The sequence below is a fragment of the Mycobacterium simiae genome (assembly GCF_010727605.1).
GTDB lineage: Bacteria > Actinomycetota > Actinomycetes > Mycobacteriales > Mycobacteriaceae > Mycobacterium > Mycobacterium simiae.
Genome location: NZ_AP022568.1, coordinates 4,621,466 through 4,646,265, shown reverse-complemented (window position 1 = coordinate 4,646,265; position 24,800 = coordinate 4,621,466). Strand labels below are relative to the sequence as shown.

General features: G+C 63.9%; 24 protein-coding genes and 1 tRNA gene. 10 read left to right on the top strand and 15 right to left on the bottom strand.

The window, feature by feature from the left end; genetic code table 11:
* Positions 1-72: 72 nt before the first annotated feature.
* From G6N33_RS21645 to G6N33_RS21635, 3 genes are all read left to right on the top strand, one after another.
* On the top strand, positions 73-843 hold the full coding sequence (locus G6N33_RS21645; RefSeq protein WP_044506854.1) for an SDR family NAD(P)-dependent oxidoreductase: 771 nt from the start codon (positions 73-75) through the stop codon (positions 841-843).
* 43 nt (positions 844-886) lie between these two features.
* Positions 887-1,744, top strand: a complete 858-nt coding sequence (locus G6N33_RS21640; protein ID WP_044512063.1) for an enoyl-CoA hydratase/isomerase family protein — start codon at positions 887-889, stop codon at positions 1,742-1,744.
* Positions 1,745-1,826: 82 nt separating this feature from the next.
* Positions 1,827-2,609, top strand: coding sequence for an SDR family oxidoreductase (locus tag G6N33_RS21635; RefSeq protein ID WP_196806375.1), 783 nt, complete (start codon positions 1,827-1,829; stop codon positions 2,607-2,609).
* A gap of 96 nt (positions 2,610-2,705) precedes the next feature.
* Here G6N33_RS21635 and G6N33_RS21630 read toward each other — a convergent pair whose 3' ends face one another.
* Entirely contained in the window at positions 2,706-3,347 is a 642-nt protein-coding gene (locus G6N33_RS21630; RefSeq protein WP_044506858.1) for an O-methyltransferase, read from the bottom strand.
* A gap of 42 nt (positions 3,348-3,389) precedes the next feature.
* On the opposite strand from G6N33_RS21630, the gene G6N33_RS21625 reads away from it, so the two are divergent.
* Complete coding sequence (locus G6N33_RS21625) at positions 3,390-4,019, top strand: TetR/AcrR family transcriptional regulator (protein ID WP_044506859.1); 630 nt, start codon at positions 3,390-3,392, stop codon at positions 4,017-4,019.
* Positions 4,020-4,321: 302 nt separating this feature from the next.
* Here the strand turns inward: G6N33_RS21625 and G6N33_RS21620 are convergent, their stop codons facing one another.
* The gene (locus tag G6N33_RS21620; protein WP_163771607.1) at positions 4,322-5,101 is read right to left on the bottom strand and encodes a restriction endonuclease; all 780 of its coding nucleotides are present in this window, start codon (positions 5,099-5,101) and stop codon (positions 4,322-4,324) included.
* Between the two features lie 242 nt (positions 5,102-5,343).
* Here G6N33_RS21620 and G6N33_RS21615 point away from each other — a divergent pair, with 242 nt between their 5' ends.
* Positions 5,344-6,792, top strand: a complete 1,449-nt coding sequence (locus G6N33_RS21615) for a hypothetical protein (RefSeq protein WP_179962643.1) — start codon at positions 5,344-5,346, stop codon at positions 6,790-6,792.
* Between the two features lie 333 nt (positions 6,793-7,125).
* Here G6N33_RS21615 and G6N33_RS27545 read toward each other — a convergent pair whose 3' ends face one another.
* Complete coding sequence (locus G6N33_RS27545; RefSeq protein ID WP_231382433.1) at positions 7,126-7,776, bottom strand: hypothetical protein; 651 nt, start codon at positions 7,774-7,776, stop codon at positions 7,126-7,128.
* Between the two features lie 368 nt (positions 7,777-8,144).
* Between G6N33_RS27545 and G6N33_RS21605 the strand changes: the two genes are divergently transcribed.
* Positions 8,145-8,762 (top strand): hypothetical protein, encoded by a 618-nt coding sequence (locus G6N33_RS21605; protein WP_155945892.1) that lies wholly within the window; start codon positions 8,145-8,147, stop codon positions 8,760-8,762.
* Between the two features lie 25 nt (positions 8,763-8,787).
* On the opposite strand, the gene G6N33_RS21600 is transcribed toward G6N33_RS21605, so the two are convergent.
* From G6N33_RS21600 to G6N33_RS21570, 7 genes are all read right to left on the bottom strand, one after another.
* On the bottom strand, positions 8,788-9,789 hold the full coding sequence (locus tag G6N33_RS21600; RefSeq protein WP_155945893.1) for a hypothetical protein: 1,002 nt from the start codon (positions 9,787-9,789) through the stop codon (positions 8,788-8,790).
* A 352-nt stretch (positions 9,790-10,141) separates the two neighbouring features.
* Positions 10,142-11,086: an IS481 family transposase gene (locus G6N33_RS21595; protein WP_163771605.1), complete on the bottom strand. Its 945-nt coding sequence runs from the start codon at positions 11,084-11,086 to the stop codon at positions 10,142-10,144.
* Positions 11,087-11,152: 66 nt separating this feature from the next.
* Positions 11,153-11,226 (bottom strand) — tRNA-Ile (locus G6N33_RS21590).
* 57 nt (positions 11,227-11,283) lie between these two features.
* Entirely contained in the window at positions 11,284-11,499 is a 216-nt protein-coding gene (locus G6N33_RS21585; protein WP_044506865.1) for a DUF3072 domain-containing protein, read from the bottom strand.
* Positions 11,500-11,548: 49 nt separating this feature from the next.
* Positions 11,549-12,415 carry a carboxymuconolactone decarboxylase family protein gene (locus tag G6N33_RS21580; protein WP_044506867.1) on the bottom strand — a complete coding sequence of 289 codons (867 nt, stop codon included), beginning with the start codon at positions 12,413-12,415 and terminating at the stop codon, positions 11,549-11,551.
* A 16-nt stretch (positions 12,416-12,431) separates the two neighbouring features.
* Entirely contained in the window at positions 12,432-13,805 is a 1,374-nt protein-coding gene (locus tag G6N33_RS21575) for a TldD/PmbA family protein (protein WP_044506868.1), read from the bottom strand.
* On the bottom strand, positions 13,805-15,322 hold the full coding sequence (locus G6N33_RS21570; RefSeq protein WP_101528731.1) for a TldD/PmbA family protein: 1,518 nt from the start codon (positions 15,320-15,322) through the stop codon (positions 13,805-13,807). The genes G6N33_RS21575 and G6N33_RS21570 overlap by 1 nt, the downstream gene beginning before the upstream one ends.
* Before the next feature lie 59 nt (positions 15,323-15,381).
* Here G6N33_RS21570 and G6N33_RS21565 point away from each other — a divergent pair, with 59 nt between their 5' ends.
* From G6N33_RS21565 to G6N33_RS21555, 3 genes are read left to right on the top strand one after another with little or no spacing between them, the layout of a single operon-like run.
* Entirely contained in the window at positions 15,382-16,266 is an 885-nt protein-coding gene (locus G6N33_RS21565; protein ID WP_044506870.1) for a carbohydrate ABC transporter permease, read from the top strand.
* Positions 16,253-17,077 carry a carbohydrate ABC transporter permease gene (locus tag G6N33_RS21560; RefSeq protein ID WP_101528732.1) on the top strand — a complete coding sequence of 275 codons (825 nt, stop codon included), beginning with the start codon at positions 16,253-16,255 and terminating at the stop codon, positions 17,075-17,077. Before G6N33_RS21565 ends, G6N33_RS21560 begins: the two co-directional genes overlap by 14 nt.
* Positions 17,074-18,414 carry an ABC transporter substrate-binding protein gene (locus G6N33_RS21555; protein ID WP_044506874.1) on the top strand — a complete coding sequence of 447 codons (1,341 nt, stop codon included), beginning with the start codon at positions 17,074-17,076 and terminating at the stop codon, positions 18,412-18,414. Before G6N33_RS21560 ends, G6N33_RS21555 begins: the two co-directional genes overlap by 4 nt.
* Here the strand turns inward: G6N33_RS21555 and G6N33_RS21550 are convergent.
* From G6N33_RS21550 to ddaH, 3 genes are all read right to left on the bottom strand, one after another.
* Positions 18,411-19,805 (bottom strand): amino acid permease, encoded by a 1,395-nt coding sequence (locus G6N33_RS21550; RefSeq protein ID WP_408632805.1) that lies wholly within the window; start codon positions 19,803-19,805, stop codon positions 18,411-18,413. The genes G6N33_RS21555 and G6N33_RS21550 overlap by 4 nt on opposite strands.
* 62 nt (positions 19,806-19,867) lie before the next feature.
* Complete coding sequence (rocD, locus tag G6N33_RS21545) at positions 19,868-21,100, bottom strand: ornithine--oxo-acid transaminase (RefSeq protein ID WP_044506879.1); 1,233 nt, start codon at positions 21,098-21,100, stop codon at positions 19,868-19,870.
* Positions 21,097-21,975, bottom strand: a complete 879-nt coding sequence (gene ddaH / locus G6N33_RS21540) for a dimethylargininase (RefSeq protein ID WP_044506880.1) — start codon at positions 21,973-21,975, stop codon at positions 21,097-21,099. Before ddaH ends, rocD begins: the two co-directional genes overlap by 4 nt.
* A gap of 120 nt (positions 21,976-22,095) precedes the next feature.
* On the opposite strand from ddaH, the gene G6N33_RS21535 reads away from it, so the two are divergent.
* Positions 22,096-22,542 (top strand): Lrp/AsnC family transcriptional regulator, encoded by a 447-nt coding sequence (locus G6N33_RS21535; protein WP_061556239.1) that lies wholly within the window; start codon positions 22,096-22,098, stop codon positions 22,540-22,542.
* Here the strand turns inward: G6N33_RS21535 and G6N33_RS21530 are convergent.
* Together G6N33_RS21530 and G6N33_RS21525 are read right to left on the bottom strand one after the other, a co-directional pair.
* Entirely contained in the window at positions 22,539-24,344 is a 1,806-nt protein-coding gene (locus G6N33_RS21530) for a sulfatase-like hydrolase/transferase (protein ID WP_101528734.1), read from the bottom strand. The genes G6N33_RS21535 and G6N33_RS21530 overlap by 4 nt on opposite strands.
* The gene (locus G6N33_RS21525) at positions 24,331-24,783 is read right to left on the bottom strand and encodes an SRPBCC family protein (RefSeq protein WP_044506885.1); all 453 of its coding nucleotides are present in this window, start codon (positions 24,781-24,783) and stop codon (positions 24,331-24,333) included. The genes G6N33_RS21530 and G6N33_RS21525 overlap by 14 nt, the downstream gene beginning before the upstream one ends.
* Positions 24,784-24,800 lie beyond the last annotated feature (17 nt).

Below are 24,800 nucleotides of genomic sequence, written 5' to 3'. Positions count from 1 at the left end.
AGGTAAACCTGCCGGGCCCGCGATTGCCCGGTTTTCGCGCACGTTGGCGCGCTGAAGAGACGGGATGCGGTTTTGGACAGAGCAGCTCTGCAGGCGAAATTCGACCTAACCGGGCGCACAGCAATCGTTACCGGCGGTACCCGCGGAATTGGGCTCGCCATCGCGGAGGGCTTGGTGGGCGTCGGCGCGAACGTCGTCGTTGCCAGCCGCAAAGCCGAAGCGTGCGAGACGGCCGCGCAACGGCTGCAGACTTTGGGCGGCAAGGCAATTGGTGTGCCGACTCATCTGGGTGACATCGAGGCGGTCAATGCCCTCGTCGATGCCGCGGCAACGCAATTCGGCGGCATCGACATCGTCGTCAACAACGCGGCCAACGCGTTGGCGCAGACCCTCGGTGACATCACCATGGAAGCCTGGGAGAAATCGTTCGCGGTGAATCTGCGGGGCCCGGTGTTCCTGGTACAGGCCGCACTTCCGTATCTGCGTGAGAGCGAGCATGCGGCGGTGCTGAATGTCGTTTCGGCCGGCGCATTCATCTTCTCGCCTTTGGTGTCGATGTACTCCGCGGCCAAGGCCGCCATGGTTTCATTCACGCGGTCCATGGCCGCTGAATTCGCCCACACGGGAATCAGGGTCAACGCATTGGCGCCGGGTTCCGTCGACACCGACATGACGCGGGCCAACCCGCCCGATTTCATCAAAGTAATGGAAGCCTCCGCGCTGCTGCAGCGCATCGCCACACCCGATGAAATGGTCCCCGCGGCATTGCTATTGGTCTCCGATGCCGGGAGTTTCATCACTGGCCAGACCCTCATCGTCGACGGTGGCATGGTGGCCCGGTGAGCGGGCCGTCACGTCAGCCGAGCAACTACAAGTAGAAGACGGAATGTCCACTCCTGCAACCGCTTCCGCGTTCACCATCGACCATCTCGATGACGGCGCCATCCCTGTTCTCACGATCAACCGACCACGCCGCGGCAATGCGCTGGATTCGCAGACACTGGCCGAACTGCACCGCATCCTAGACAACATCAACGGCGACCCCCAGGTGCGCGCCGTTGTTCTGACCGGCACCGGCACGGTGTTCTGCGCCGGAGCCGATATAAAAGCGGGGCCGGACGACTTCACCGACCATGACGCCACGCCATACGGCTCGCTGCAAGTCCGAGCTTCCTCGGCCACGGCGGTCACGATGGCCGCTCAGGAGCTGATGACGTCGGCGTTCGAGAAGATCCACCGCCTGCGCCAACCCGTCATCGCGGCGGTCAACGGCGCCGCTGTCGGCGGCGGGTTTGCCCTGGCACTGGCATGCGACATCCGCTATGCAACCCCCAATGCCACCTTCGGGGCCGTGTTTATCCGCCATGGCGTCTCCTCATGCGACATGGGCACCAGCTATCACCTTCCGCGGTTGGTCGGCGCGTCACGCTCGGCGGAGTTGATGCTGACCGGACGGGTCTTCGATGCCGCCGAAGCCGCCAAGATCGGCCTGGTTCTCGATGTGGTCGATGCGGACGCCGTGGTGGAACACGCCATCGAAAAAGCCCGCGAAATAGCGGGCCATTCACCGCTTGCCGTATGGATGACCAAGGAGACCATGTGGCAGAACGTCGATTCACCGAGCCTGCGGCACGCCCTCGACATCGAGAACCGAACGCAGGTGTTGTGCACCTCGACCGGCGACCTCGCGAGCTCGTTCAGCGCGTTTCGCACGGACGGCACTTCAACGTGGAAACCGCTATAAGTCACAAGACGAAGAGGTAAAGATGTCCCCCATCATCAACTACCATAACAAGGTCACCGTCGTCACCGGCGCGGCGACCGGCGTGGGCGCCGCCCTCGTCGAACAACTGCGCGCTGCCGGAGCTGCACACATCGTGGCGCTCGATATCAAACCCTGCCATGGGCCGGTCGACCAGACGATCACAGTCGATTTGTCCGATCCGCTGGCCATTGACGAAGCCATCAGCAAGCTGCCCGAGACCATCGACGTGCTGTTCAGCAACGCCGGCGTCGCGGCGACCCTGCCCACCGAAATCGTGATGGCCGTCAACGTTCTTGCCCCGCGCAAACTGATCAATGGCGTGAAGCACCGCATGCCTCGCGGTAGCTCCGTCGTCATCACCGCATCGACGGCCGGCGGTGGCTACCCGCAACGCCTCACCGACATCCAGGAATTGCTCGACATCGAAGATTGGCACTCCGCTTTGGAGTGGGTGCGCCAGCATCCCGCGCTAACGTACAACCCCTATGGCTTCTCGAAGGAATGCGCTCAAGTCCTCACACTGAAATTATCAACCCCGCTGGGCCGCAGCGGAATTCGGGTCAACAGCGTATGCCCGGGCGTCATCGATACCCCGCTGCTGGCCGATTTCAACGCCTCAATGGGCAAAGGCATCTTGGAATGGATGGTCAGCCAGAGTGGTGAGCGCCGCGCTACGCCGGCCGAAGTGGCCTCGGTACTGTCGTTCCTCGGCAGCGACGCGGCCAGCTATGTCAACGGCACAAACATGCTCGTCGACAACGGGTTCAGCGCCGCCATTCTTACCAACCAGATCGACTACACCAGCATGCCTCCGGTCGAAGCTCTGATCAGCACCGAGAATTAGATCATTTCGCCGATCTTGACCAGCCCATGTCGACAACGACGATGCAGCCGCGGCCGGCGCTCGGCTGGCGGGAACCGATTCGGGCCGACGGTCCGGCTACACCCGCACTGCCAGATCCATGCCCTTGTCGAGGGGCAGCGCCGTGCTGACGTAACCGTTCTCGGGCGCGCGGACGTAGTTGAGGTAGTCGTGGTTTGGATCGAGGTTGACGTTGTCGCCGAGGACCAGCGCGCCCGAGGCGAGCGCGGGTTCGAGGATCTTGATCACCGTCAGGTCGAGGTCGGGCCAGCCGTCCAGGAGCACGAATTGCACTGGGCCGCTGACCGTCTTGAGGGTCTCTCGCGCATCTCCTTCGAGGATGGTGATCACGTCACTGACGCCCGCCTCGGCGAACGTCGCGCGTGCAGCCGCGATCTTGTGGGTGCTCATCTCGGTGGTGATGATGTGTCCCGTGCCGTTGTCGCGCACCGCGGCAGCCAGGTGCAGCGTCGAAATACCGTACGACATACCGTATTCCACGATCGTGGTCGGCTTGACTGCGCGCACGAGACTGTACAGCAGCCGGCCCGATTCGGGCGCCACGGACAGGTAGACGTGTTGGAATGCCTTACCCCGGTCTTCGACGGCGTACTCAGTCGGGTGGGGAATCCCCTGTCGGCGTTCGGCGTCCAGCTGCGCATCGGCGAACAGCCGGTCGATGATCGAGGCGTACTTCGGTTGGTTCAATGTTGCGGTCATGCCCGCTAGCGTAGACGAACCGTTGCGTCTAGTCTAGGGGACATGGTGTTGAATCGGGCTGTGGCGGACCCGCAACCGCATCGCGGCAATCGGCATGGACGCAGTGAGGCCGCGCGCGAAGCGATTCTGCGCGCCGCCGACGACCTGCTTGCCGAAAAAGGTTTCGCGGGAGTCACTGTCGAAGGAATCGCCAAAGCGGCAGGCGTCGCAAAACAGACCGTCTACCGCTGGTGGAGCTCCAAGACCGAAGTCCTGATGGATGCGTTTCTCGAAGACGCGGCCGCCGACCTCGAACCACCAGACACCGGCGGCCTCGAGTCCGATCTACGCTCGCATCTGCGCAACACCACCCGATTTCTCACTGAAGACGATGCCGGCGCGGTGTACCGAGCGCTCGTGGGTCAGGCGCAGCACGATGCCGAGCTTGCCCAGACATTTCGGGCCAGCTATCTGGACGATCAACTGGTACGCGACCAGCGGCCGTTTGTCCGTGCGATCGCGCGCGGCGAGCTGGCACCCGACGCCGATGTGGCATTGCTGGCAGAGCGGCTCGTCGGCCCGATCCACTACCGAGTGATCGTGACCGGTCAAGTGGTCGACGATAGTTTCACCGACGCCGTCGTCGACGACGTCCTATTGCTCTGCCGTCGCTGGTCGACCGGGCAGAAGTAGGGCACGCTCTGAAGTGGGGCGGGCGGGGCTCGAACCCGCGACCAACGGGATTAGCGCCCCACCATGCATGTTGTGTGCCAACAGATCCCGTATTTGACTGTTCGCCAAGCGATTACATTGCCCGTCAGATACTCGTGGCTGTCGTTGATTCCCGGAGACGGTGTTTACCTGTATATCGGCCACGCTTCGAGGTAGCTGTTAATGGCGCGCTCGTCTATGCGCGGTAAGCCGCCCAGCGAAGGCGGACAGTACCGGGGTACTTCACCGCAGTGCAAGGAGCGGATAGCTATCGACCGCGGATTCTAGTCGGCATTTGGCTTGCCTCTAGTGATTGGGTTGACAGTGCGCAGATCCGAAATGGCCTGCTGCGCATAGTTTTCAAGCGCAGCGAGAACCTCACGATATCCGGTTTCGAACTTGATGTCGTCGGGGATTGCGAAACCAGCCTGCTCTATCTTCGTGACGTCTAATGGCAATGGCGGAGGTGGAGCCTGGGTGCCCGGGTGCATCCGCACGTACGGCGAGAATTCGACGAGTAGGGCGCCCGCAAAGAAGTACTGATTCCATGCTGCGTTGTACTCGGCGCGTTCGTCGTCGCTTTCAAGCTGTGCGTACCCGGGGCGGCAAAACGGCCCCGGTTCGTAGTAGGAGTGAAAACCCTTGATAGCGTTCTCAACCGACCATATTCTGGTCCTAAACCACTTCTCGAAGTAGAGTTCTTGGAACCTTTCGTATGTGACCAACTCGACGTTAGTGGCACGCGCTGCCTCTACAGCGCCTGATTGAAACCCATTGCGCGAGATAACGTATCCACGATTAGCACCCGTCTCGTCTACTGCCACCCGGAACGACCGCACCTTCTCCGCTGGAATGTTGGTGCTCCAGAACTTGCATTCGCAGATGATGTTGTTCGATATTCCTTCGACAGTTTCGTCGGCCACGACATCCGCGTCAAAGTGACCGCGTAGTAACTTCAAGCGTTCATGTTGCCGGACTCTCATGCCACATTCCTGCAGAATCGAGGCAACTGCGTCCTCCAGTTCGACCCAGTCGCCGGGCATTCTGCTCGTGATAAGTGTCACGCGACGCACGCTACCAACGCGGTGACGGCAAAACTCGGTAGGTGCTGAGGCCATAGCAAGATTTCCGCCGGGTGTCGCTCGTGGGATAGCACGGGCACCGCTTCCGGCGGTCGGATGATGAGTAGGCGCGGACGACACGCGCCGAAATTGTCGTGCTTCGGTCGGACCCGGATGCGATGCTGTTCGGCTGCCCAACAGAAGGGAGCCACAGACGATGTGACAGTACAAAGGAAGGTACGAACGTGGAGGACGAGCAGGAAGAGACAGAGCGCGTACGGGAGTGGATCGGCCGGCTCGAGGCCTTCACGGAGTCACTGGACGGACGTGAGGAGCCCACGCCGAGCGACTTTTGCGAAGCGGTCTTCATGGAATGGCAGAACACCGTCATGTCGGATAACCCGCCGCCAGCCAGTCCGGCAATGGCGATCATCGTTCAGGTCTGCAGGGAGATGGCGCAGGTGATGAAGACAGTGGCGTTGGATTGGGTAGACACCCCAGACGTCCGGGATCGGCTGACCCGCGACGGTGCTCAGCAGCTCCTGAAGGATGCCTTTAAGCGCATCGCGGCCGATAGCAAGCGTTGGCTTTCCGAGGGGCTGCCGTCGGCAGACGGCGTTCAGCAGCAGATTGCCGCGGCCGGACAGGCTATGCAGGCGGCGATAACCGAACTGCAGACTCGGGATGCCGAGTTGGAGCAGGCCGAGGCAGACGCGGCAGCAGACCCATACGGTGCGGTTCTAGGGTTCTACGACCCAAACCGGGACGCTGACATCAACTTCGAGAAGCTGTGTTCGTTCACTGAAGCCGAGCACGAGCGGTATCGCGACGCACACGAACGGCTTCGCAAGATGCTGGACAGCGAGCTTTTGCGGCACATCTCCGACCAGAATGACGCCGTGTGCGACGTGCTAATGGGCATCCTGCAGGATCTTCAGGCCGACCGTGTCTCACTGATGGATGAGGACGCGTGGGACGAGCGCAGGCGCAAACTGCGCTCCGCGCTGATCTCGTTCACCAGTGCGCTGCATAGTCACAAGGACCAGACAATCCGAGCTGTGCGCGACACCTTCAGCCGACGCACGCCTCAGGAACAGGCGGTACTCGAATTGTTCAACGACTTGATGACAACGTCGTTTGAGTACCGCTGGTTGGTAGAGATGCGAGATGCGCTATTGCACGGCGATATCAACGCCTTCAAATACGACTTCACGGCACGGCTTCATGGTGAGCCTGCGGTGAACGTGTACATGGATCGCGCGTACATGCTCAAGTTCACCAAGGAGCATAGGAACAAGCCCTGGCTTGACCGTAACGAACTGCAACAGATGACGTCAGAACCAAGCGTACTGGACATGATCAAGGCGCTTCAGCCGTTGATGGGTCCCCTGCAGGAGAAGCTGGACGCGATCCTGTTCCCGAATGTCGCTGATGACGCCGCCACGATCAAGGAATTGATCGGGCGATTCAACGGCAGGCAGGGCCTGTATGCGCTGCAAAACGGTCCCGGTTTCACGCGCCGCACCCTGCTGCCGCCGATTCATCGTCTTGCGCCCCGCGTGCTGGCCTTCGCGGAGAACTACCAGGCGAGCCCAGCTAAGCCGTACCACTGTCACACCGCTGTCACAGCGGCCCGAAACGACGGCAGCGGCGCAGTGTCCCCGACCGCAAAAAAGTGCCCTTACCTGCGGTAACGATGCGGTGGGGCTGGCGGGCCTCGAACCCGCGACCAACGGATTATGAGTCCGTATCCGGCGTTGCTGAAGTATGATTCAGCAAGCGAAATCGAATCCCATCACGCAATCAATCTCGACGATTAAATATGCTGTACATCAATAGCTTTCGCTGATGTCAGGCATTCAATAGCCATCCTAGATGGCAAACCTGCTGGCCGGACCGGCGTTAGCTGGGTCAACACAGGATGTTGACGCATGTTGACGGGTGGCCCGAGGTGGGCAAGTTTGCTGCTTCAAAGCTCGCGATTGAATTGGCGCGCCATCCCACCAGGGCGGTTGTGTGTTGGCGTTTTACGGCCTCGATCGGCGAGGTTGCGCAGCAAGAAATGCGCCACCTGGTTCAGATGTCATGTTGAATCCGGTGTATTCGTATTCGATGTTGGGGCCGCCACCCATCACTGACCAGCCACCGGGGTTGCCAATCGACGGGCCCCAAATCATGCCGGGCTTGAGAACGAAAGGCGTTGATACTGTGGGCATCTTGGCAAATCGAGGGTCCAACCCGCCCAATTTCTGCAAAAGCTCAAGCTGTCGTGCTGGTATCGCAGGGTGAAAGTGCGCACTAATTTTGGGCTTGGGCTGCCTTGGCTCCAAATAGACTCCAACGGCAACTTGACCAACTAGGTGCGGCAGCTGTTTTCCTGTTTGACGAACGGCATCCCGCTCCCGGAACCAGGAGATCGACCCCGTCCAGCCGACCCGCTCGGCGAGCACCGTGGCCGGCAGTTGCGGATAGATCGACAACACGGCCCCGATCCGCGGCTCCACGGCATCCATCGCCGACGGCGCCGAGGTCCGCTCGTACTTCGTCGGACCATCGCTGGCCACCGCGGCCGCCACGGTGTCACGCGCGATGCCAAGTTGTCGTGCGATGGCCCGCTGCGACAAACCCTCGCTGCGATGAAGATGACGGATCAACGCCCAGTCTTCCAAGGAGATCACCCATCCAATCCGATTGGGTGGCCTACTTTTCAACCGTCGCGACTGGCCGGGCTTTCAACCGTCGTCAACACTTTTTCGGCAGAACGTCGGTACGGGTGTGTCCCACAACCCTAGATGTAGCAACCAGACGCGTGCTTGAAGCGTTGGCCGCGCAGTATCCAAACGCCGGCCGTGAATCCGTGCTGGCCGCGCGGTAGGAGTTTGAGCGCCAGCTTGACGGCGCGCACGGCAAGATCCTCGCAGCGCAAAGAGAGAACATCATGAACCAGCTCGGATACCTGTAGACGCTTTCCGCAAAGGGTGCGGCCAGACACCCCGCTTCCGGTGCCAAGCTTGTCCTCAGTAAGAGCGGCTGTACCGTGCCCGGTATGAATGCAGCCGATTGGCTTACCGTCTTTCTTTCGCCAGCCACCTTCGCGTTCGTTTTAATCGCTGAACTTCGGTTTCGGCGTCGATTTGCGCCTGTCGCCTGGTGGCTGCACTACGACCATGCCGAGAACGATCCTGACACGGACGAACCGCGCCATCATCACTATCAGTTAATAAATCTAGGTTCGGAATCAGCGACGAACGTGTCTGTCGAGGCGACTTACGGGATACAAACCAGCGGCGCAAGAATGACAGTCGTCAAGTCAGGCGACAGCTTTCCGGCCTTGCGCATTGAGGCTCAAGATTTCGATAAAGATTGGCTGCTGATCACATGGATGGATGCAGTTGACCGTCGATATGCCTTGTGCCAGTGGTTCCCCATGAACCAAACTGGACCGCTTGAGGACGTCCACACGAGCCAGTGGCGGGCAGCCACAACGCGAAAATGGTGGAATCGGCTGCATCGCAAGACAAAAGCCGTCGGCCCTGGCGGTGTTTACCTAACATCGGTGAGGACCGGAGCGAAGTTTGGACAGAACATGAAAGTTGCCCGCAGGCTATTGGAAGCAAGACAAGACCAATGGATTCAACAGCGACGACAGCACGGAGAAGGTTGATCCCCCGCCCCACCACCTAGACGAGCTAGGGCGCGGCTTCTGGAATAATCGATCCATCCTGGTTGTAAGCCATCAATCCTGGCATCAACTCCCCGAACACGTCCATATCGAGCAAGGCCAGCAGGTAGCGGCGAAGCTCGGGTATCTGTGTATTAAGGCTCTCGGGGGTTGGTCTGTCAACGTTTCCGTGCGCTAGACTGTTACGGGTGTCGTATGCCCGCAAAAAGTAGTCTTCGGCCGTCATGGCGTCGAACGTGCAATCATCCAAGAGTTGAACCCAGTTTCTCCCACGGTAGCGAATTGATTCATTTTCTTTGTACGTCAACAGTCTTCGTACCGACTCTTTGGGCGACTCCTGCGTATCATTCAATGTTTCTAAGTATGTACGCAACTGCCTGAGCATTTTTCTAATAGGCTCTACCCGGAAGCGCTTGGGTATCAAGGCTTCTATGCCCGTAAAGAGAAGAATATATTTGGACTCCGGGTTAGAATCGAAATGCGTTGCATGAAACAGCTTGTACGCAAGCCGTTGTTGGTCGCGAAGGTGACAGTCGCGGCGCTTCACCCACCCCAACGGTCCATTAATGAACGTCTGAACCGGGTGTGCTACAACCCCTTCCCCTCCCGCGACACTCGACGGCGGCTCATTGTTTGTCGGGAAGACGGTAAGTTGGGGCGTGTCCCGATTCACTCGGCCACGTTGGAAAATGAAATACGGTTGACCGTAGCCCCATGAGGGCTCATCGGTGCTTACATCTAGACCTATTTCAATCCCCTTCTCATAATGAGCGAAAGCGACTGTAACTCGGTCGCGCCAAAGTTTTCCGGCATCGATTGCCGCTTCACGAGAAACGAACCCGCTTCCGCGTAGACGCAATTCCAACGCATGATCAATCGGATCTTCGGCGTTCGGTCCAAGTAGTTCCACGATTTCACTACCTGAATCATCGGATAAGCTGAATCGAGGTTCTTTGTCGCGCGCTGCTAGTGGGTCGCTAATAATCAACCTGTTGCGAAACGAGTACACAACGCCCAGCGTAAAGCGGAAAACACGCTATCGTGTGCGGTTCCCCGCCGGTTGGGTTCCGTTGGTGGTGTTTCGCCGCTAGCGCGGCTCAACCGTTGCGTTGCGGTCTCCCGTTGCGTAGGTGGTCAGAACTAGCCGCTGGGGTTCAACTTGGCTCTTGTTGTCTGGGCGAATCCGCGCTTTAGCTCGGCGTTTGCTGGCGCTGCGCCGCTTGCTTGGTACAACGGTTGGTATGTTGACAGCGTGTTGACAGAGCGGGCTATTTGCTGACTTGAATCAACCGCCAGCAAACAGCCTCACTTGCGTTCACCTGCATTTTTACCTTGTGGGGTGTGCGACTGACGGTCATCGGTTACGGCCGGGTCTGGGTTTTCTGGCGTAGTCGTTCGTAGGGTGTTTGGCCGCCGAGGCCGCCGTGAGGGCGATGGTAGTTGTAGTAGTCCTCCCATTCCCTGAGTTTGTTGTTGAAGACTTTGGCGTCGTCGATGACGACGCCGTCGAGCAGGGCGTAGAACTCTTCGGCGTCGATGCGGTGGGAGCGCTCCGCTTTGCCGTTGAGCCGTGGCGTGCGGGGTTTGATGTAGCGGTGGCCAATCCCTTTGTCGAGAACGTGGTAGTGGAAGGCGGATTGGAATTCGGCGCCGTTGTCGGTCTGGACGACCTGCACGGGGAAGGGCAGGCGCTCGAGTACGTAGTCAACGAATTGGATCTCGGTTTTCTGGTCGCAGCGTGGGTAGATGCGCAATACCCGTAGCCGGGTGCAGTCGTCGATGGCAGTGAATTGGTAGTACTTGGTGCGTCGGCCGGTGGCGGGCCTGGCCGCGGTCTTCAGTGGCTCAACGAATTTGACGTCGATTTGGACCTGGTGGCCGGGGAGCTGCTTTTCGTAGCGTTGCCATCGTTTGTCGAGCCGTTTGTAGCGCTGCGAGGCCGGCAGGCGGTTGAGGTCCAGGCGCTTGAGGATGCGCCAGACGCCGGACTGGGATACCTCGACGTCGTGGTAGCGCTTGAGGTACATCGCGATCTTGCCCGGCCCGAAATGGTAGTGCTGGCGCAGGTAGAGGATCTTGCCGACGACGTCGACATGGGTGGCGTTGGGGCTATGGCGCGGTCGCCGGGACAGATCCCGCAACCCCTCGATGCCTAGCTCGCGGTAGCGCCGCAACCAGGTGTAGTAGGTCGGCCGACTAATCCCGTAGTAACGGCACGTCACCGCGACGTTGCCGGTCACTTCCTCGGCGTGCTGGATGATCGCCAGACGGCGACAGACTTCACGGGGCAGCAGCGGTTCGCTCATGCAGGTCTCCTAATGATCGGAGACCCGGACTGTCAACGATGTCCGTCAGTTTTAGAAAACATACGGTGGGGCGGGCGGGGCTCGAACCCGCGACCAACGGATTATGAGTCCGCGGCTCTAACCGACTGAGCTACCGCCCCCGGTGTTCAACGGGTTCGACCTTAGCCTCAGCCCCCACCGCCGGCGATGCGGTGTCCTTAGTCCGCGCCTCGTCCCGTCGCCTGCTGCAACTCGTCGATGAGCTCCGATGCCTGCGCCTTCGTCAAATCGTCGGGAAGGTCGCGGTTGGCCTCCTGGGCCAGCGTGTGCAGATAACTGCGCTGCGGGCCTGTCATCGGCTCATCGCCAGTCACCCACTCGGACGTCTCTTTTTCCGGATTCTCTTGCGGCGCCTGCCGCGTCTGGTCAGTCATAACCGACGAATATCCATCGCACAAGCGTTCGAAACACGACGTGACCAAGTCAGCTGAAAACTGTCTGACCGTCGACATCGAGCAGGTAGGTCTCGGTGCCCTCGGACACCCGGGGCGCGTCGCCACCGAGCGCGACGGCGATCTTATTGCTGGCGTTGCGCATGACATCGAGGGTGAGCTCGACGGCCTCGGCCTCGGAAAACCCGGCGCGCACCTCGGCGACAACGTCGGCGTCGAGGTGCGCAGGCGTCCAAATTAGCGCATCTACATACCGCAGCGCTGCCTTTCGGCGATCATCAATTTGCGACGACGTCTCGAACTGCGCGATCTCGTCGTACAGCGTCTCCGACCCCCCGGCCTGCAGCGCGCGGCTCTCCCGCACCGACTTGCACAGCCGGCAGTTGTGCTGAGCTGCCCCGCGCAGCCGCACCAGCTCGGAAGTCAGCGGGTCGAGTGCCCGCATCCGACCGACCGACGGCAGGAACTCGTTGAACACCTCGCCGGACGGGTCGCTGGTGTGATCCCACTCCATCGGCCCGCGCGTCCAGCCCAGGAAACTGGCGCCAACCCCGAGTGCTTCCAGTCCGGCGCGCACCCGCGGCACGAAGTCAGCGATGTACATCGCCACCGCCACACCAAAGGTGCTGTCCCCCAACGACTTGAACAACCGTGACCGCTGCTCGGGGGTGATCGCGGAGACGTCGGCGCTGAACTGCTCGGCGAACTCGGCGGTGACGGCCTCGGCCTCCGAGGACGGTTCGTCGACTTCCACTTCCACCGGCAGCGGGGGCAGCGACGTCGTCTGCGCGCACACCCTCCGCACCAGGCCGACCAGGCGGGCCTCGGCCGCAGACACCGGAGCCAAGGCCACCAACCGCGCCAGCTGACCGTCTCGAACCGTAGCGGGACTCACCATCCCGAATACGTTACGACTACTGGGCCTGGCTCACCGAGGACATATGGAAATCCGGGATGCGCAGCGTCGGCATCGCGGTGCGGGTGACCCAATCCCCCCATTCGCGCGGCAGCGTCTTTTCGCTGACGCCGGCCTCGGTGGCGCGCCGCAGCAGATCCAGCGGGCTCTCGTTGAATCGGAAGTTATTGACCGCCCCGGTGATCTCGCCGTCCTCGATCAAATACACCCCGTCCCGGGTCAACCCGGTGAGCAGCATCGTGGTGGGGTCGACCTCGCGGATGTACCACAGTGTGGTCAGCAGCAGACCGTTCTCGGTGCCCGCGATCATGTCGGCCAGATCTTTCGACCCGCCGGTCATCACCAGGTTGTCCGCCGCCACCGCGACCTGTTCGTCGAACTTGGCTGCGGTGGCCCGCGGGTAGGCCAAGGCGTTGATCACGCCGTCGCGGATCCATTCCACGTGGCCGATCTCCATCCCGTTGTCGAACACCGACAGCGTCTCCGTGGAATTGCTCGCCGCCACGAACGGCGTGCACAACAGCCCGGGGGCCATCGGATCGGAGTACAACGTCAACGGCAGGTCGGTGAGCCGCTCCCCGACCCGGGTCCCGCCGCCGGGCGCCGAGAACGCGGTGCGTCCCTCCTGGGCGCCCCGACCGGCCATCGACCAGCCCAGGTAGATCATCATGTCGGACACCGCCGACGGCGGCATGATCGTCTCGTAGCGCCCGGCGGGCAGCGCCACGCTGCGCTCTGCCCAGCCCAGCCGCATCGACAAGTCCTCGAGTAGCGAATCCGTCGGCACGCCAACGAAATCCGCCGTTCCAATGCCGGCCCACGCGCTGGCCTCGCCCCGCTTGCCGTTGATCTCCACCGCCCCGGCGGGTTGGGTGAATCGGCGGCGCAGACCCGTCGACGAGGCCAAAAACGTCGTCGAAACACTATGGTGGGCAAAGCCGTACAGCCGATCGGTACCGGCGAACCCACGGCGCAACGAACCGGCGACCTCGGCGAACACCTCCGCGCCGGTGCCCGGCACCGGCGCATCCCAGTCCGCGGGCACGCCGGTGTCGACCAGCAGCGGCGCCGCGTCGCCAGCCTCCGGGGCGCCCTGCGCCGCATCCTGCGACGCCGCCACCAGCCCCGGAATCACCCGCGGATCCACCTCGGCCGAGACCACCGTGCCGATGAACGCGCTGGCGCCCTTGCGGATGATCGAGATGACCGTCATGGTGCGGCTGACCGAAAGACCGTTGGTAGTCATCGAATTGTTCGCCCACCGCAGCGTCGCCTCGACCTTGTCGGTGACCAGCACCATGGTCTCGTCGGCGCGACCCAGTTTCGTCGCCTCGTCCAAAACGAGGTTGACAACGTGTTGCGGGGAAATCATCAATGGCCGCCCTCGGTCCGGGTGTTGAGCACGTTGACGCCGCGGAACAGCGCCGACGGGCAGCCGTGGCTGACCGCGGCGACCTGCCCGGGCTGCGCCTTGCCGCAGTTGAAGGCGCCGCCCAGGCGCCAGGTCGACCGCCCGCCCACGGCCTCCATGGAATTCCAGAAGTCGGTGGTGGTGGCCTGATACGCGACGTCGCGCAACTGGCCGTCCAGCCGCCCGTCGGTGATCCGGAAGAAGCGCTGACCGGTGAACTGAAAGTTGTAGCGCTGCATGTCAATTGACCACGACTTGTCGCCGACGATGTAGATGCCGTTGTTGACCCGGGCGATCAGATCCGCGGTGCTCAGGTTGTCGGTGCCGGGCTGCAGCGACACGTTGGCCATCCGCTGGATCGGCACGTGATGCGGCGAGTCGGCGTACGAGCAACCGTTGGAACGCGGCTGCCCCAATCGGGGCGCGAACACCCGGTCGAGTTGGTAGCCGACAAAGATGCCGTCGCGCACCAAGTCCCAGCTTTGCGCGGCCACCCCCTCGTCGTCGAACCCGACGCTGGCCAGGCCGTGCTCCTCGGTGCGGTCGGCGGTCACGTTCATCACCGGCGAGCCGTAGCGCATGGTCCCGAGCTTGTCCGGGGTGGCGAACGACGTGCCGGCGTAGGCGGCTTCGTAGCCGATGGCGCGGTCGTATTCGGTTGCGTGACCGATGGATTCGTGGATAGTCAGCCACAGATTGGTGGGATCGATCACCAGGTCGGTGGGCCCCGGCATCACGCTGGGCGACTTGACCTTCTCCGCCAGCAGCGACGGCAACTGCGCGAGCTCATCGCTCCAGTTCCACACGTCGTCGCCGGCCAGCACCTCCCAACCGCGGCCCATCGGCGGGGCCAGCGTGCGCATCGCGTCGAAACTGCCTGCCGCGGCGTCAACGGTCACCGCCTCCAGCGACGGCATCAGCCGCACCCGCTGCTGGGTGATCGCGGAACCGAACGTGTCCGCGTAGAACGTCTGCTCCTTGACCGCGGTCAGCCCGGCCGAGACGTGGTCGACGCCGTCGGCACCCAGCAACCGCCCGGAGTACTCCTCGAGCACACCGATCTTGTCGGCGGCAGGCACGTCGAACGGGTCGATCCGGTAGCTCGACACCCAAGTAGCGTCGGCATACACCGGCTCGGCCGCCAGCTCGACGCGCTCGCTGTTGAGCCCCGCCAAGGTGGTGGCCACCCGGACGGCGCGGCCCGCGGTATCGGCCGCGATCGACGGCGCCAGCTCCGCATGCGAGGCAAACCCCCAGGTGCCGTCGACGATGACCCGGACCGCCAGCCCGACGTCGCGGCTGATGACCGACGTCTCGAGCTCACCATCACGCAACTGGATGATCTCGGTGTTGATGCGCTGAATGCGCAGGTCGGCATAGCTCGCCCCGGCCGCCTTGGCCGCCGACAGCGCAGCTTCAGCCAGCTCGTGTCGCGGCAGGTCCAAGAAGTCGGCATCGATCCCCCGATTCGGTGTCACGGCTCCACCGTATCGACCGCGCACTCCAAAGCCGGGCGGAGCCCGCTTTAATAAGCTGCATGGCCAGCGTCGCCCGGCACAGTCAGCCGCGATCCAGCGTGCTGGCCTACGGGCTGTTGGCGCCCAGCCTGTTCGGCGTCGTCACGTTCCTGCTGTTGCCTATCCTCGTCGTGGTCTGGCTCAGCCTGTACCGGTGGGATCTGCTGGGCCCGCTGCGCTTCGTGGGTCTGGCCAACTGGCGCTCGGTGCTGGCCGACGCCGAATTCGGCAACTCCCTGATCGTCACCGCGATCTTTGTGGCGATCGTGGTCCCCGCACAGACCGTGCTCGGCCTGGCCGCTGCCGCCATGCTGGCCCGCCTGCTGCCCGGAACGGGCTTCTTCCGGACCGTCTTCGTGCTGCCGTGGATCTGTGCGCCGCTGGCGATCGCGGTGTTGTGGCGCTGGATCCTGGCGCCGACCGACGGGGCGATCGCCACCCTGCTGGGACACAACATCGAGTGGCTCTCCGATCCCAGCTTTGCGCTGCCGCTGGTATCGGCGGTCGTGATCTGGACGAACGTCGGCTACAACTCGCTGACCTTCCTGGCCGGTCTGCTGGCCATTCCCCACGACATCTACGCCGCGGCCCGCACCGACGGCGCCAATGCCTGGCAACGCTTCTGGCGCATCACGCTGCCCATGCTGCGCCCGACGATGTTCTTCGTGCTGGTCACCGGAATTGTCAGCGCTGCACAGGTTTTCGACACCGTATACGCGCTGACCGATGGCGGGCCGGCCGGCCGCACCGATCTGGTCGCCCACCGCATCTACGCCGAAGCGTTCGGTTCCGCGGCGATCGGGCGCGCGTCGGTGATGGCGGTGGTGCTATTCGTCGTCCTGGTCGGCATCACGATCGTTCAACATTTGTACTTCCGCCGGCGGATCACCTATGACCTCGTCTAGCCGTCTGGTCAATGCGCTCAGCTACGCCGGTCTGGCGGCCGGTGCGCTAATCACGTTGCTGCCCTTCGCCCTTGGCTTGCTGACCTCGTTCACCTCGGCACATCAGTTCGCGACGGGTACCCCGCTGCAGCTGCCGCACCCGCCGACGCTGGCCAACTACGCCGACCTGGCCGGTGCCGGATTCGGGCGGGCGGCGGCGGTGACCGCGCTGATGACAGCGGTGATCCTGGTCGGCCAGATGACGTTCTCGGTGCTGGCCGGCTACGCCTTCGCCCGTCTCGAGTTCGCCGGTCGCGACGTGCTGTTCTGGGTCTACATCGCGACGCTGATGGTGCCCGGGACGGTCACGGTGGTGCCGCTGTACCTGATGATGGCCCAGGCCGGGCTGCGCAACACGTTCTGGGCGCTAGTGCTGCCCTTCATGTTCGGCTCGCCCTACGCGATCTTCTTGCTGCGCGAGCATTTTCGCCTGATCCCGAATGACTTGATCAACGCCGCCCGCCTCGACGGCGCCAACACCCTGGACGTGATTACCCACGTCGTCATCCCCTCCAGCCGCCCGGTGCTAGCGACGCTGACCCTGATCACCGTGGTCTCGCAGTGGAACAACTTCATGTGGCCGTTGGTCATCACCAGCGGGCACAAGTGGCGGGTGCTCACTGTGGCTACCGCCGATCTGCAATCGCGGTTCAACTCGCAGTGGACGCTGGTGATGGCGGCGAGCACGCTCGCGATCGTGCCGCTGGCGCTGCTGTTCATCGCGTCGCAGCGCCACATCGTGGCGTCGCTCGTCCTGTCGGGGATCAAGTGAGCCGCCCGCGCGTCTCCACACTGGCCGCCGCCGCCCTCGGAATGGTCGCGGTGCTGCTCGCGGCGATCGCGGTGCTGTTGAACTATTTCGGTGAGCCGCACGGCAACACGATCGTCGTGCGGGTGCGGGTATGGGACGCGCCGATCGCCGAGGCCTACCGCCAGTCCTTCGAGGCGTTTCACCGCGCGCACCCCGACATCGACGTGCGTGTCGACCTGGTGGCCTACTCCACCTACTTCAACACGCTGCGCACCGACGTCGCCGGCGGCAGCGCCGACGACATCTTCTGGCTGTCGAATGCCTACCTCGCGGCCTACGCCGACAACGGCCGGCTCCTGGATATTGGTAAAACCTTCGGCGCACAGACGACTTCGCAGTGGGAGCCCGCGGTCGTCGACCAGTTCACCCGCGGCGCAACACTGTGGGGTGTGCCGCAGCTGACCGATGCCGGTATCGCGATGTACTACAACCAAGACCTGCTCGCCGCTGCCGGCATCGATCGCAGCCAGCTGGACACCTTGCGCTGGGATCCGTACAGCGACAACGACACGCTGCGTCCGCTGGCGGCCCGCCTCACCGTCGACGCAAACGGAAATAGCGCGGGCACAGCAGGTTTCGACCCGGCACGGATCCGGCAGTGGGGCTACAACGCGGCCAACGACCCGCAGGCCATCTACCTCAACTACATCGGCTCGGCCGGGGGGGTGTTCCAGCGCGGCGACGAGTTCGCGTTCGACAACCGCGCCGCCATCACGGCCTTCCGCTACCTGGTCGGCCTGATCAACCACGACCACGTCGCGCCGCCCGCCTCGGACACCAACGGCAACGGTGACTTCTCCCGCAACCAATTCCTGGCCGGCCGCATGGCGCTGTTTCAGTCCGGCACCTACAACCTCGCGCCGATTGCCGGTGACGCCCGCTTCCGCTGGGGCGTCGCGATGCTCCCGTTCGGGCCCGCGGGCCGGGTCAGTGTCACCAACGGCATTGCGGCCGCTGGCAATTCGGCGACCAAACATCCCGACGCGGTGCGTCAGGTGCTGGCCTGGATGGGCAGCAGGGCGGGCAACGCCTATCTGGGCGCACGGGGGGCGGCGATCCCCGCGGTCCGCTCGGCCCAGCAGGTGTACTTCGACTACTGGGCGGGGCGCGGCGTGGACGTCACGCCGTTCTTCGCCGTGCTGCGCGGCCCGCGCATCCCGGCCCCGGGCGGCGCCGGCTTCCCTGCCGGAGACGCTGTACTGCAAAGCTATTTCGACGAGATGTTCCTGGGTCGGGGTGATGTCGCCACCATATTGCAGCGGGCGCAGGCCGCGGCCAACGCCGCGGCGCAGCGTTAGTCCGCGCCGTTGAGCGCGCTGTGCCGGCGGCCCCAGGTGAAGTAGAACACCAACGCCAGAAACACCCAGCCGCTGAACGCCACCCAGGTGTACCAGTGCAGGCTGACCAGGATGTATCCGCATGCGATGACCGAAAGCACCGGCGTCACAGGATAACCGGGCACCTTGAAGCCGCGCGGCAGGTCCGGCTCGCGCACCCGCAGCACGATCACCCCGACGGCGACCACGATGAACGCGGTCAGCGTGCCGATGGACACCATGTCGGCCAGATCCTCGAGCGGGACCAGACCCGCCAACGTCCCGGCGGCAATCGCGACGATCACCGTGTTCCACACCGGGGTCATGGTGCGCGCGTTCACCGACGCGAACCGGGCGGGCAGCAGCCCGTCGCGGCCCATCGCGAACAGAATGCGGGTCTGGCCGTACATCGTGATCAGCGTGACGGTGAAGATGGAGATGACTGCGCCCGCGCACAAGATCGTGCTGGCCCAGCCATGATGGGTGACCTTGTCGAGGATGGTGGCCAGCCCGGCGTTCTCTTGGCCGGCGAACTCTTGCCACGGCTGGGTGCCCAACGCGGCCAGCGCGACGAGGACATAGACGGTGACCACCGTCGCCAGCGCGGCGATCAACGCCCGGGGCATGGTCGTCTGCGGGTCCTTCACCTCGTCCCCGGCCGTCGACACCGCGTCAAGGCCGATGTAGGAGAAGAAGATCGTGCCCGCCGCGGAACCAATGCCCGCCACGCCGAACGGCGCGAAGTCCCTGAGTTGGTCGGCGTCGAAGGCGGTGAACGCAACGATCACGAACATCGCCAGCACGCCCAGTTTGATCAGCACCATGATCGCGTTCACCCGCGCCGATTCGCTGGCTCCCCGGATCAGCAACAACGCGCACAGGACGATCAGCACGATCGCCGGCAGGTTGACATAGCCGGGATCGGAATCCCACGGCGCCGCGGACAACCCGTGCGGAAGCTGAAACCCGAACACGTTGTGCAGCAGCTTGTTGACGTAGCCGCTCCAGCCGACCGACACCGCGGCGGTGGCCACCCCGTATTCCAACAGCAGGCAGGCGGCCACGCCCATGGCGACAACCTCACCCAGCGTGGTGTACGCGTACGAATACGACGAACCCGAAATTGGCACGGCCGACGCCAATTCGGCGTAGCAGATGGCCGCCAGCCCGGCCGCGACTCCGGCAACGAGAAAGGAGACGATCACCCCGGGGCCCGCCTCCGGCACCGCCTGCGACAGCACGAAGAAGATCCCGGTGCCGATCGTCGAGCCGACCCCGAACATGGTCAGCTCGAACACGCCGATGCCGCGCTTGAGGTGGTCGGCGGCCCCAGGCGCGACGGGCGCTCCGACCACCGGGCGACGCCGCAGCATCTGTTGGGTCAGGCCGATCGAGCTGGCTGGCAAATCGCGCCCCCTATTGCTGGATCAGCTGATTATGCCCGCAATACGTCGGCGAACCGCGCAACCGCCCAGTCAATTTCCTGCTCGGTGATCACCAGCGGCGGCGCGAACCGCAGCGTCGACCCGTGGGTGTCTTTCACCAGCACCCCACGCTCGGCTAACCGCACGCTGATCTGCTTGCCGCTGCCCAGGGCGGGATCGACGTCCACCCCGGCCCACAAACCGAAGCCACGCACCGCCACCACGCCGTCACCGACTAAGGCCCGCAGCCGCCGGTGCAGATGCGCGCCCAGTTCGGCCGAGCGGGTCTGGAACTCACCCCGTGCCAGCATTGCGACCACCGTGGTCCCGATGGCGGCGGCCAGTGGATTCCCGCCGAACGTCGAGCCGTGCTCGCCCGGATGCAAGACGCCCAGGATGTTGCGGTCGGCGACCACCGCCGACAGCGGAACCACGCCGCCGCCGAGTGCCTTGCCCAGCAGATAGACGTCCGGCACGACGTCCCAGCGGTCGCAGGCGAAGGTGTAGCCGGTGCGCGCGAGGCCCGATTGGATCTCGTCGGCAATCATCAAGACGTTGAAGTCGGTGCACAGCGCGCGCACGGCCGGTAGATAGTCGTCGGGCGGGACGATGATGCCCGCTTCTCCCTGGATGGGTTCCAACAGCACCGCGACGGTGTTCTCGTCGATCGCGTCGGCCAGGGCCGCCGCGTCACCGAACGGCACCATGCGGAACCCGGGCGTGAACGGTCCGAATCCGCTGCGCGCCGCCGGGTCGGATGAGAAGCTGACGATGCTGATCGTGCGGCCGTGGAAATTGTTCTCGGCGACCACGATGTTCGCGCGGCCCTCGGGTACGCCTTTGACGTCGGCACCCCACTTGCGTGCCACCTTGAGGCCGCTTTCCACGGCTTCGGCGCCCGAATTCATCGGCAGCACCATGTCTTTGCCGCACAGCCGGGCCAGCCCGGCGCAGAACGGCCCCAGGTTGGCGGCGTGGAACGCGCGACTGACCAGCGTGACGGTATCGAGTTGGGCGTGCGCGGCCGCGGTGATCTCCGGATTACGGTGGCCGAAGTTGACCGCCGAGTACGCGGACAGACAGTCCAGGTAGCGACGGCCCTCGACGTCGGTGATCCACACGCCCTCGGCGCTGGCCGCAACGACCGGCAGTGGCGAATAATTGTGGGCTGCATATTGTTCGACGAGCGCGATCGCGTCCTCGGTTCCGCTGGTAACCGACATCCGGCCATCGAGAATCGTCATTGAAACACCTCCAATGTGCAGCACTTGACGGAGCCGCCCCCTTTGAGCAGCTCGGAAAGATCGACGCCGAGAGGTTCGAATCCCGCTTCCCGCAGTTGAGCGATGAAACCCGTTGCGGCGGAAGGAAGTACGACATGCAACCCGTCGGAGACGACATTGAGACCCAGCACGTAGGCATCCGCGCTCCCCACCACGATAGCGTCGGGATACAACGCGTGCAGCTGCTCCTGCGCCGCCGGGCTGAACGCCGGAGGGTAGAAGGCGATGGTTTGATCGTCAAGAACGGCCAGCGCGGTATCCAGGTGGTAGAACCGCGGATCCACCAGCTCAAGGGAGGCCACCGGCATCCGCAGCGCCGCCGAGATCTCGCGGTGCGCGCGGCGGTCGGTGCGAAAGCCGTGACCGGCCAACACCATTTCGCCGACCATCAGCAGGTCGCCCTGGCCCTCATTGACATATCGGGTGACCAGCGGCGTATAGCCCATCGACGACATCCAATCGGCGTAGGCCCGGGCCTCACCGGCGCGCTGTTCGTAGCGGAATCGAGCGACGATGGCGATGTCCCCGGCGACGAACCCGCCGTTGGCGGCGTAGACCATGTCCGGCAGCCCGGGAACCGGCTCGACGATGTCGACTCGATGGCCGAGCCGCAGATAGGTCTGCCGCAGGGCCTCCCATTGGGCGAACGCGACCTCGACCTCGACCCGCGCGCTGACGTCCATCCACGGGTTGATGGCGTATTCCACCGCGTAGTACGTCGGCGGCGTCATCGCATAGCGCCGTGTCCGCGCGCTCCTGCGCCGGACGGGTGGGGCGTGTTGCCATGCCTCAGGCCGGGCGCGAGGCGCCGGGTCGTCAACATAGTAATCCGTCATAGATCAACGGTATTTGGCTAGCTTCCCACAATCAAACGACGATTATTGCGTGTCTAGAGGCGATCTATTGCGTTAGAGTGCCATTGACAGCGATTTATTGCAGATCAAAAGGGCGGGGCGATGGACCGGCTGGATGACACCGACGAACGCATCCTGACCGAACTCACCGAGCATGCGCGCGCCACCTTTGCCGAAATCGGTGACAAGGTGAATTTGTCCGCCCCCGCGGTGAAACGTCGGGTCGACCGGATGATCGATAGCGGCGTGATCAAGGGCTTCACCACGATCGTCGACCGCAACGCGCTGGGCTGGAACACCGAAGCCTACGTCCAGGTGTTCTGCCACGGCACGATCGCGCCGGACCGGCTGCGGGCAGCGTGGGTAGACATGCCGGAGGTGGTCAGCGCGGCGACGGTCACCGGGACCTCCGATGCGATCCTGCACGTGCTGGCCCGCGACATGCGCCATCTCGAGGCGGCGCTGGAACGCATCCGGGCGAGCGCCGACATCGAACGCAGCGAAAGCATCGTCGTCCTGTCCAACCTCATCGACCGGATGCGGACTTAGCCGCGACGACCGAACCAGCGCGCCCGCCGCGAGTTCGGGGACTGGCGCGTGACATAAGGCCACGGCCGATTTCGTTCCGGGACCGAATAGGCCCGGGCCTGCTTGAGTTGCATCCGCAGGTACTGCCGAAGCTCGTCCAGATGAGGATCGCCCCAACGATTTTCGGCCTCGATCGGGTCGGCTGTCAGATCGTAGAGCTCCCACTGATCGTCGACTGGGGAAGTTCGAAATGCTTCTCCCCCAAGACCGTTGGCTGCCAGGTGGCGGACGCCGGGTTCGGTCCAAGTGCTCGGATCGTCGAAGGTACGCACCAGCTTCCACAGGTGCCCGTCGCCTCCTGCCACGTCCATCCGGACCACCAGGCCCTCGAAATTGGAAGCGGTGTGGGCCGGTACCCGGATCCGCAGCGGGCCGGGCGGATCGATGGTCCAGTGCAACCGGCGCGCCAAACCCGATGCGCCGCTGTCTCCCTCGAGCATGTTGTCGCGGGTCATCAGGTACACCGCCCGGTTGTCGTCGGCCGGTGCCCCGTCGACGACCGGCATCAGGTTGCGCCCCGGCAGGTCGTGAACCTCGGAGAACGACTGGGCCAGGGTGGCGGCGACGCCCGCGACGTCAACCCCGGCCGCACCGAGCAGCGTGGGGACGAGGTCGACATGCGAGGTCGGGGCGGTGACGAGCCGGGGCTGGGTGGCTTGCGGGCCGACGCGGGCGATGATGAAGGGCACCCGGGTGGCCTCGTCGTAGAGGTTGAACCACTTCTGGTGCAGTCCGCCGTGCGCGCCGAGCAGCTCGCGGTGGTCGGCGGTGCGCACCAAAACCGCATCCCGCGAACCATTTTCGGTGACCGCTCGCCGGACTCGGTCGATCGGTTCGTCCACCTCGGCGTGCAGGCGGTAATACAGATCACGGTAGCGCTGCGCGCCGTGCTGGTAGGTGCGCCCGATCGCCGGGGCCGGGCCGTAGCCGGAGTAGTAGGCCTCGCGGAACGCGATCTGGGCGGCCGGCTTGGTCGACAAGTCTTCGGCGGCGGTGGGCGCCGGGGCAACCGCGGGCGGGTCCAGGACAGACGGCTTGACCGGGCTGCGGCGCGACCACAGCGGGAACAGCACGATGTCGTGCGGGTTGACGAAACTGGCGACGAGGAGGAACGGGCGCGACGCGGCGGGATCGCCGGCGCGGCGGCGAGCGTAGCGGTCGGTGAGCCAGGCAACGACGCGATCGGCGATCAGCGGGTCCCGGCGGATGCCGGCATTGGCCAGCAGCGCGCCGTGCGGCTCCGGACCAACCCATCCGGAAAAGCCATACGGCCCAAGCGGATCGGCGTCGAGGTAGCGCTGCACCGCCGCGGGGTCGACCACGCCGTCGTTGTCGTTGGTGGCCAGCGGCCGGCCCGAGCGCGGGTCGATGAGGTCGGCGTGCGAGATGTGCCATTTGCCGTCATAGTGCGTGTCGTATCCGGCCGCGCGGAACCAGTTACCCAGGGTGGGGACCTCGCCGGGACGCAGCCAGCGCATCCGGGAGTCGTCGGCAGTCTTGCCGATGCCGTCGGTCTGGGTCACGCCGTGCAGGTCCGGGTAATGGCCGGTGAAGATTGTCGGGCGGCTCGGCACGCAGGCCAGTGAACCGGTGTAGTGCCGGCTGAAACTGACGCCGTGCTCGTCGAACCACTTGCGCCCGAACAGCTTCCGGCTCCGCCAGGCGAGCACCTCGGGCGTCTCGTACGGCGGCACCGCACGTTCCTCGTCAGTCATGATGATGATGACATCGGGACGGGGACCGCGGCGATCAGACACGTGCATTCTCCGCCCGGTTTGCCAGTCCGGCCAGCATCGAGTCGGACTGGCGTGCCACGACCCGACAGAGAACGCGTTCGGCCAGTTGCTGGTGTGGCCGAGACCCGATTTCGACTGTGCTGGTCACGGTTACGGCGGTGGCATCGCCTGCGCGCGGGGCGAGTGTCCAGCGATTGGTGACCCGGCCCAACAGGCGGGGCAGGCCGTCTATGCGGTAGGCCAGCGCGTGTGGTGGATCGAACTCGGTGATGCGCTCGACGAGGGTGTCACGGTTGACCTGGACCCGTCTGGCGGTGCCGAGCGAGCAACCGTCGGCGCCGGAGGTCAGGATGCAGGAATGGTCGACGTTGTCCGCCCATGAACTGATTGCGCCGAAGTCCGCCAAGACATCCCACACCTCTAGCGGGCACGCCGCAATGACACGGCTGCGCTGGATGTGGGCCACGCGCTCACGCTACGCGA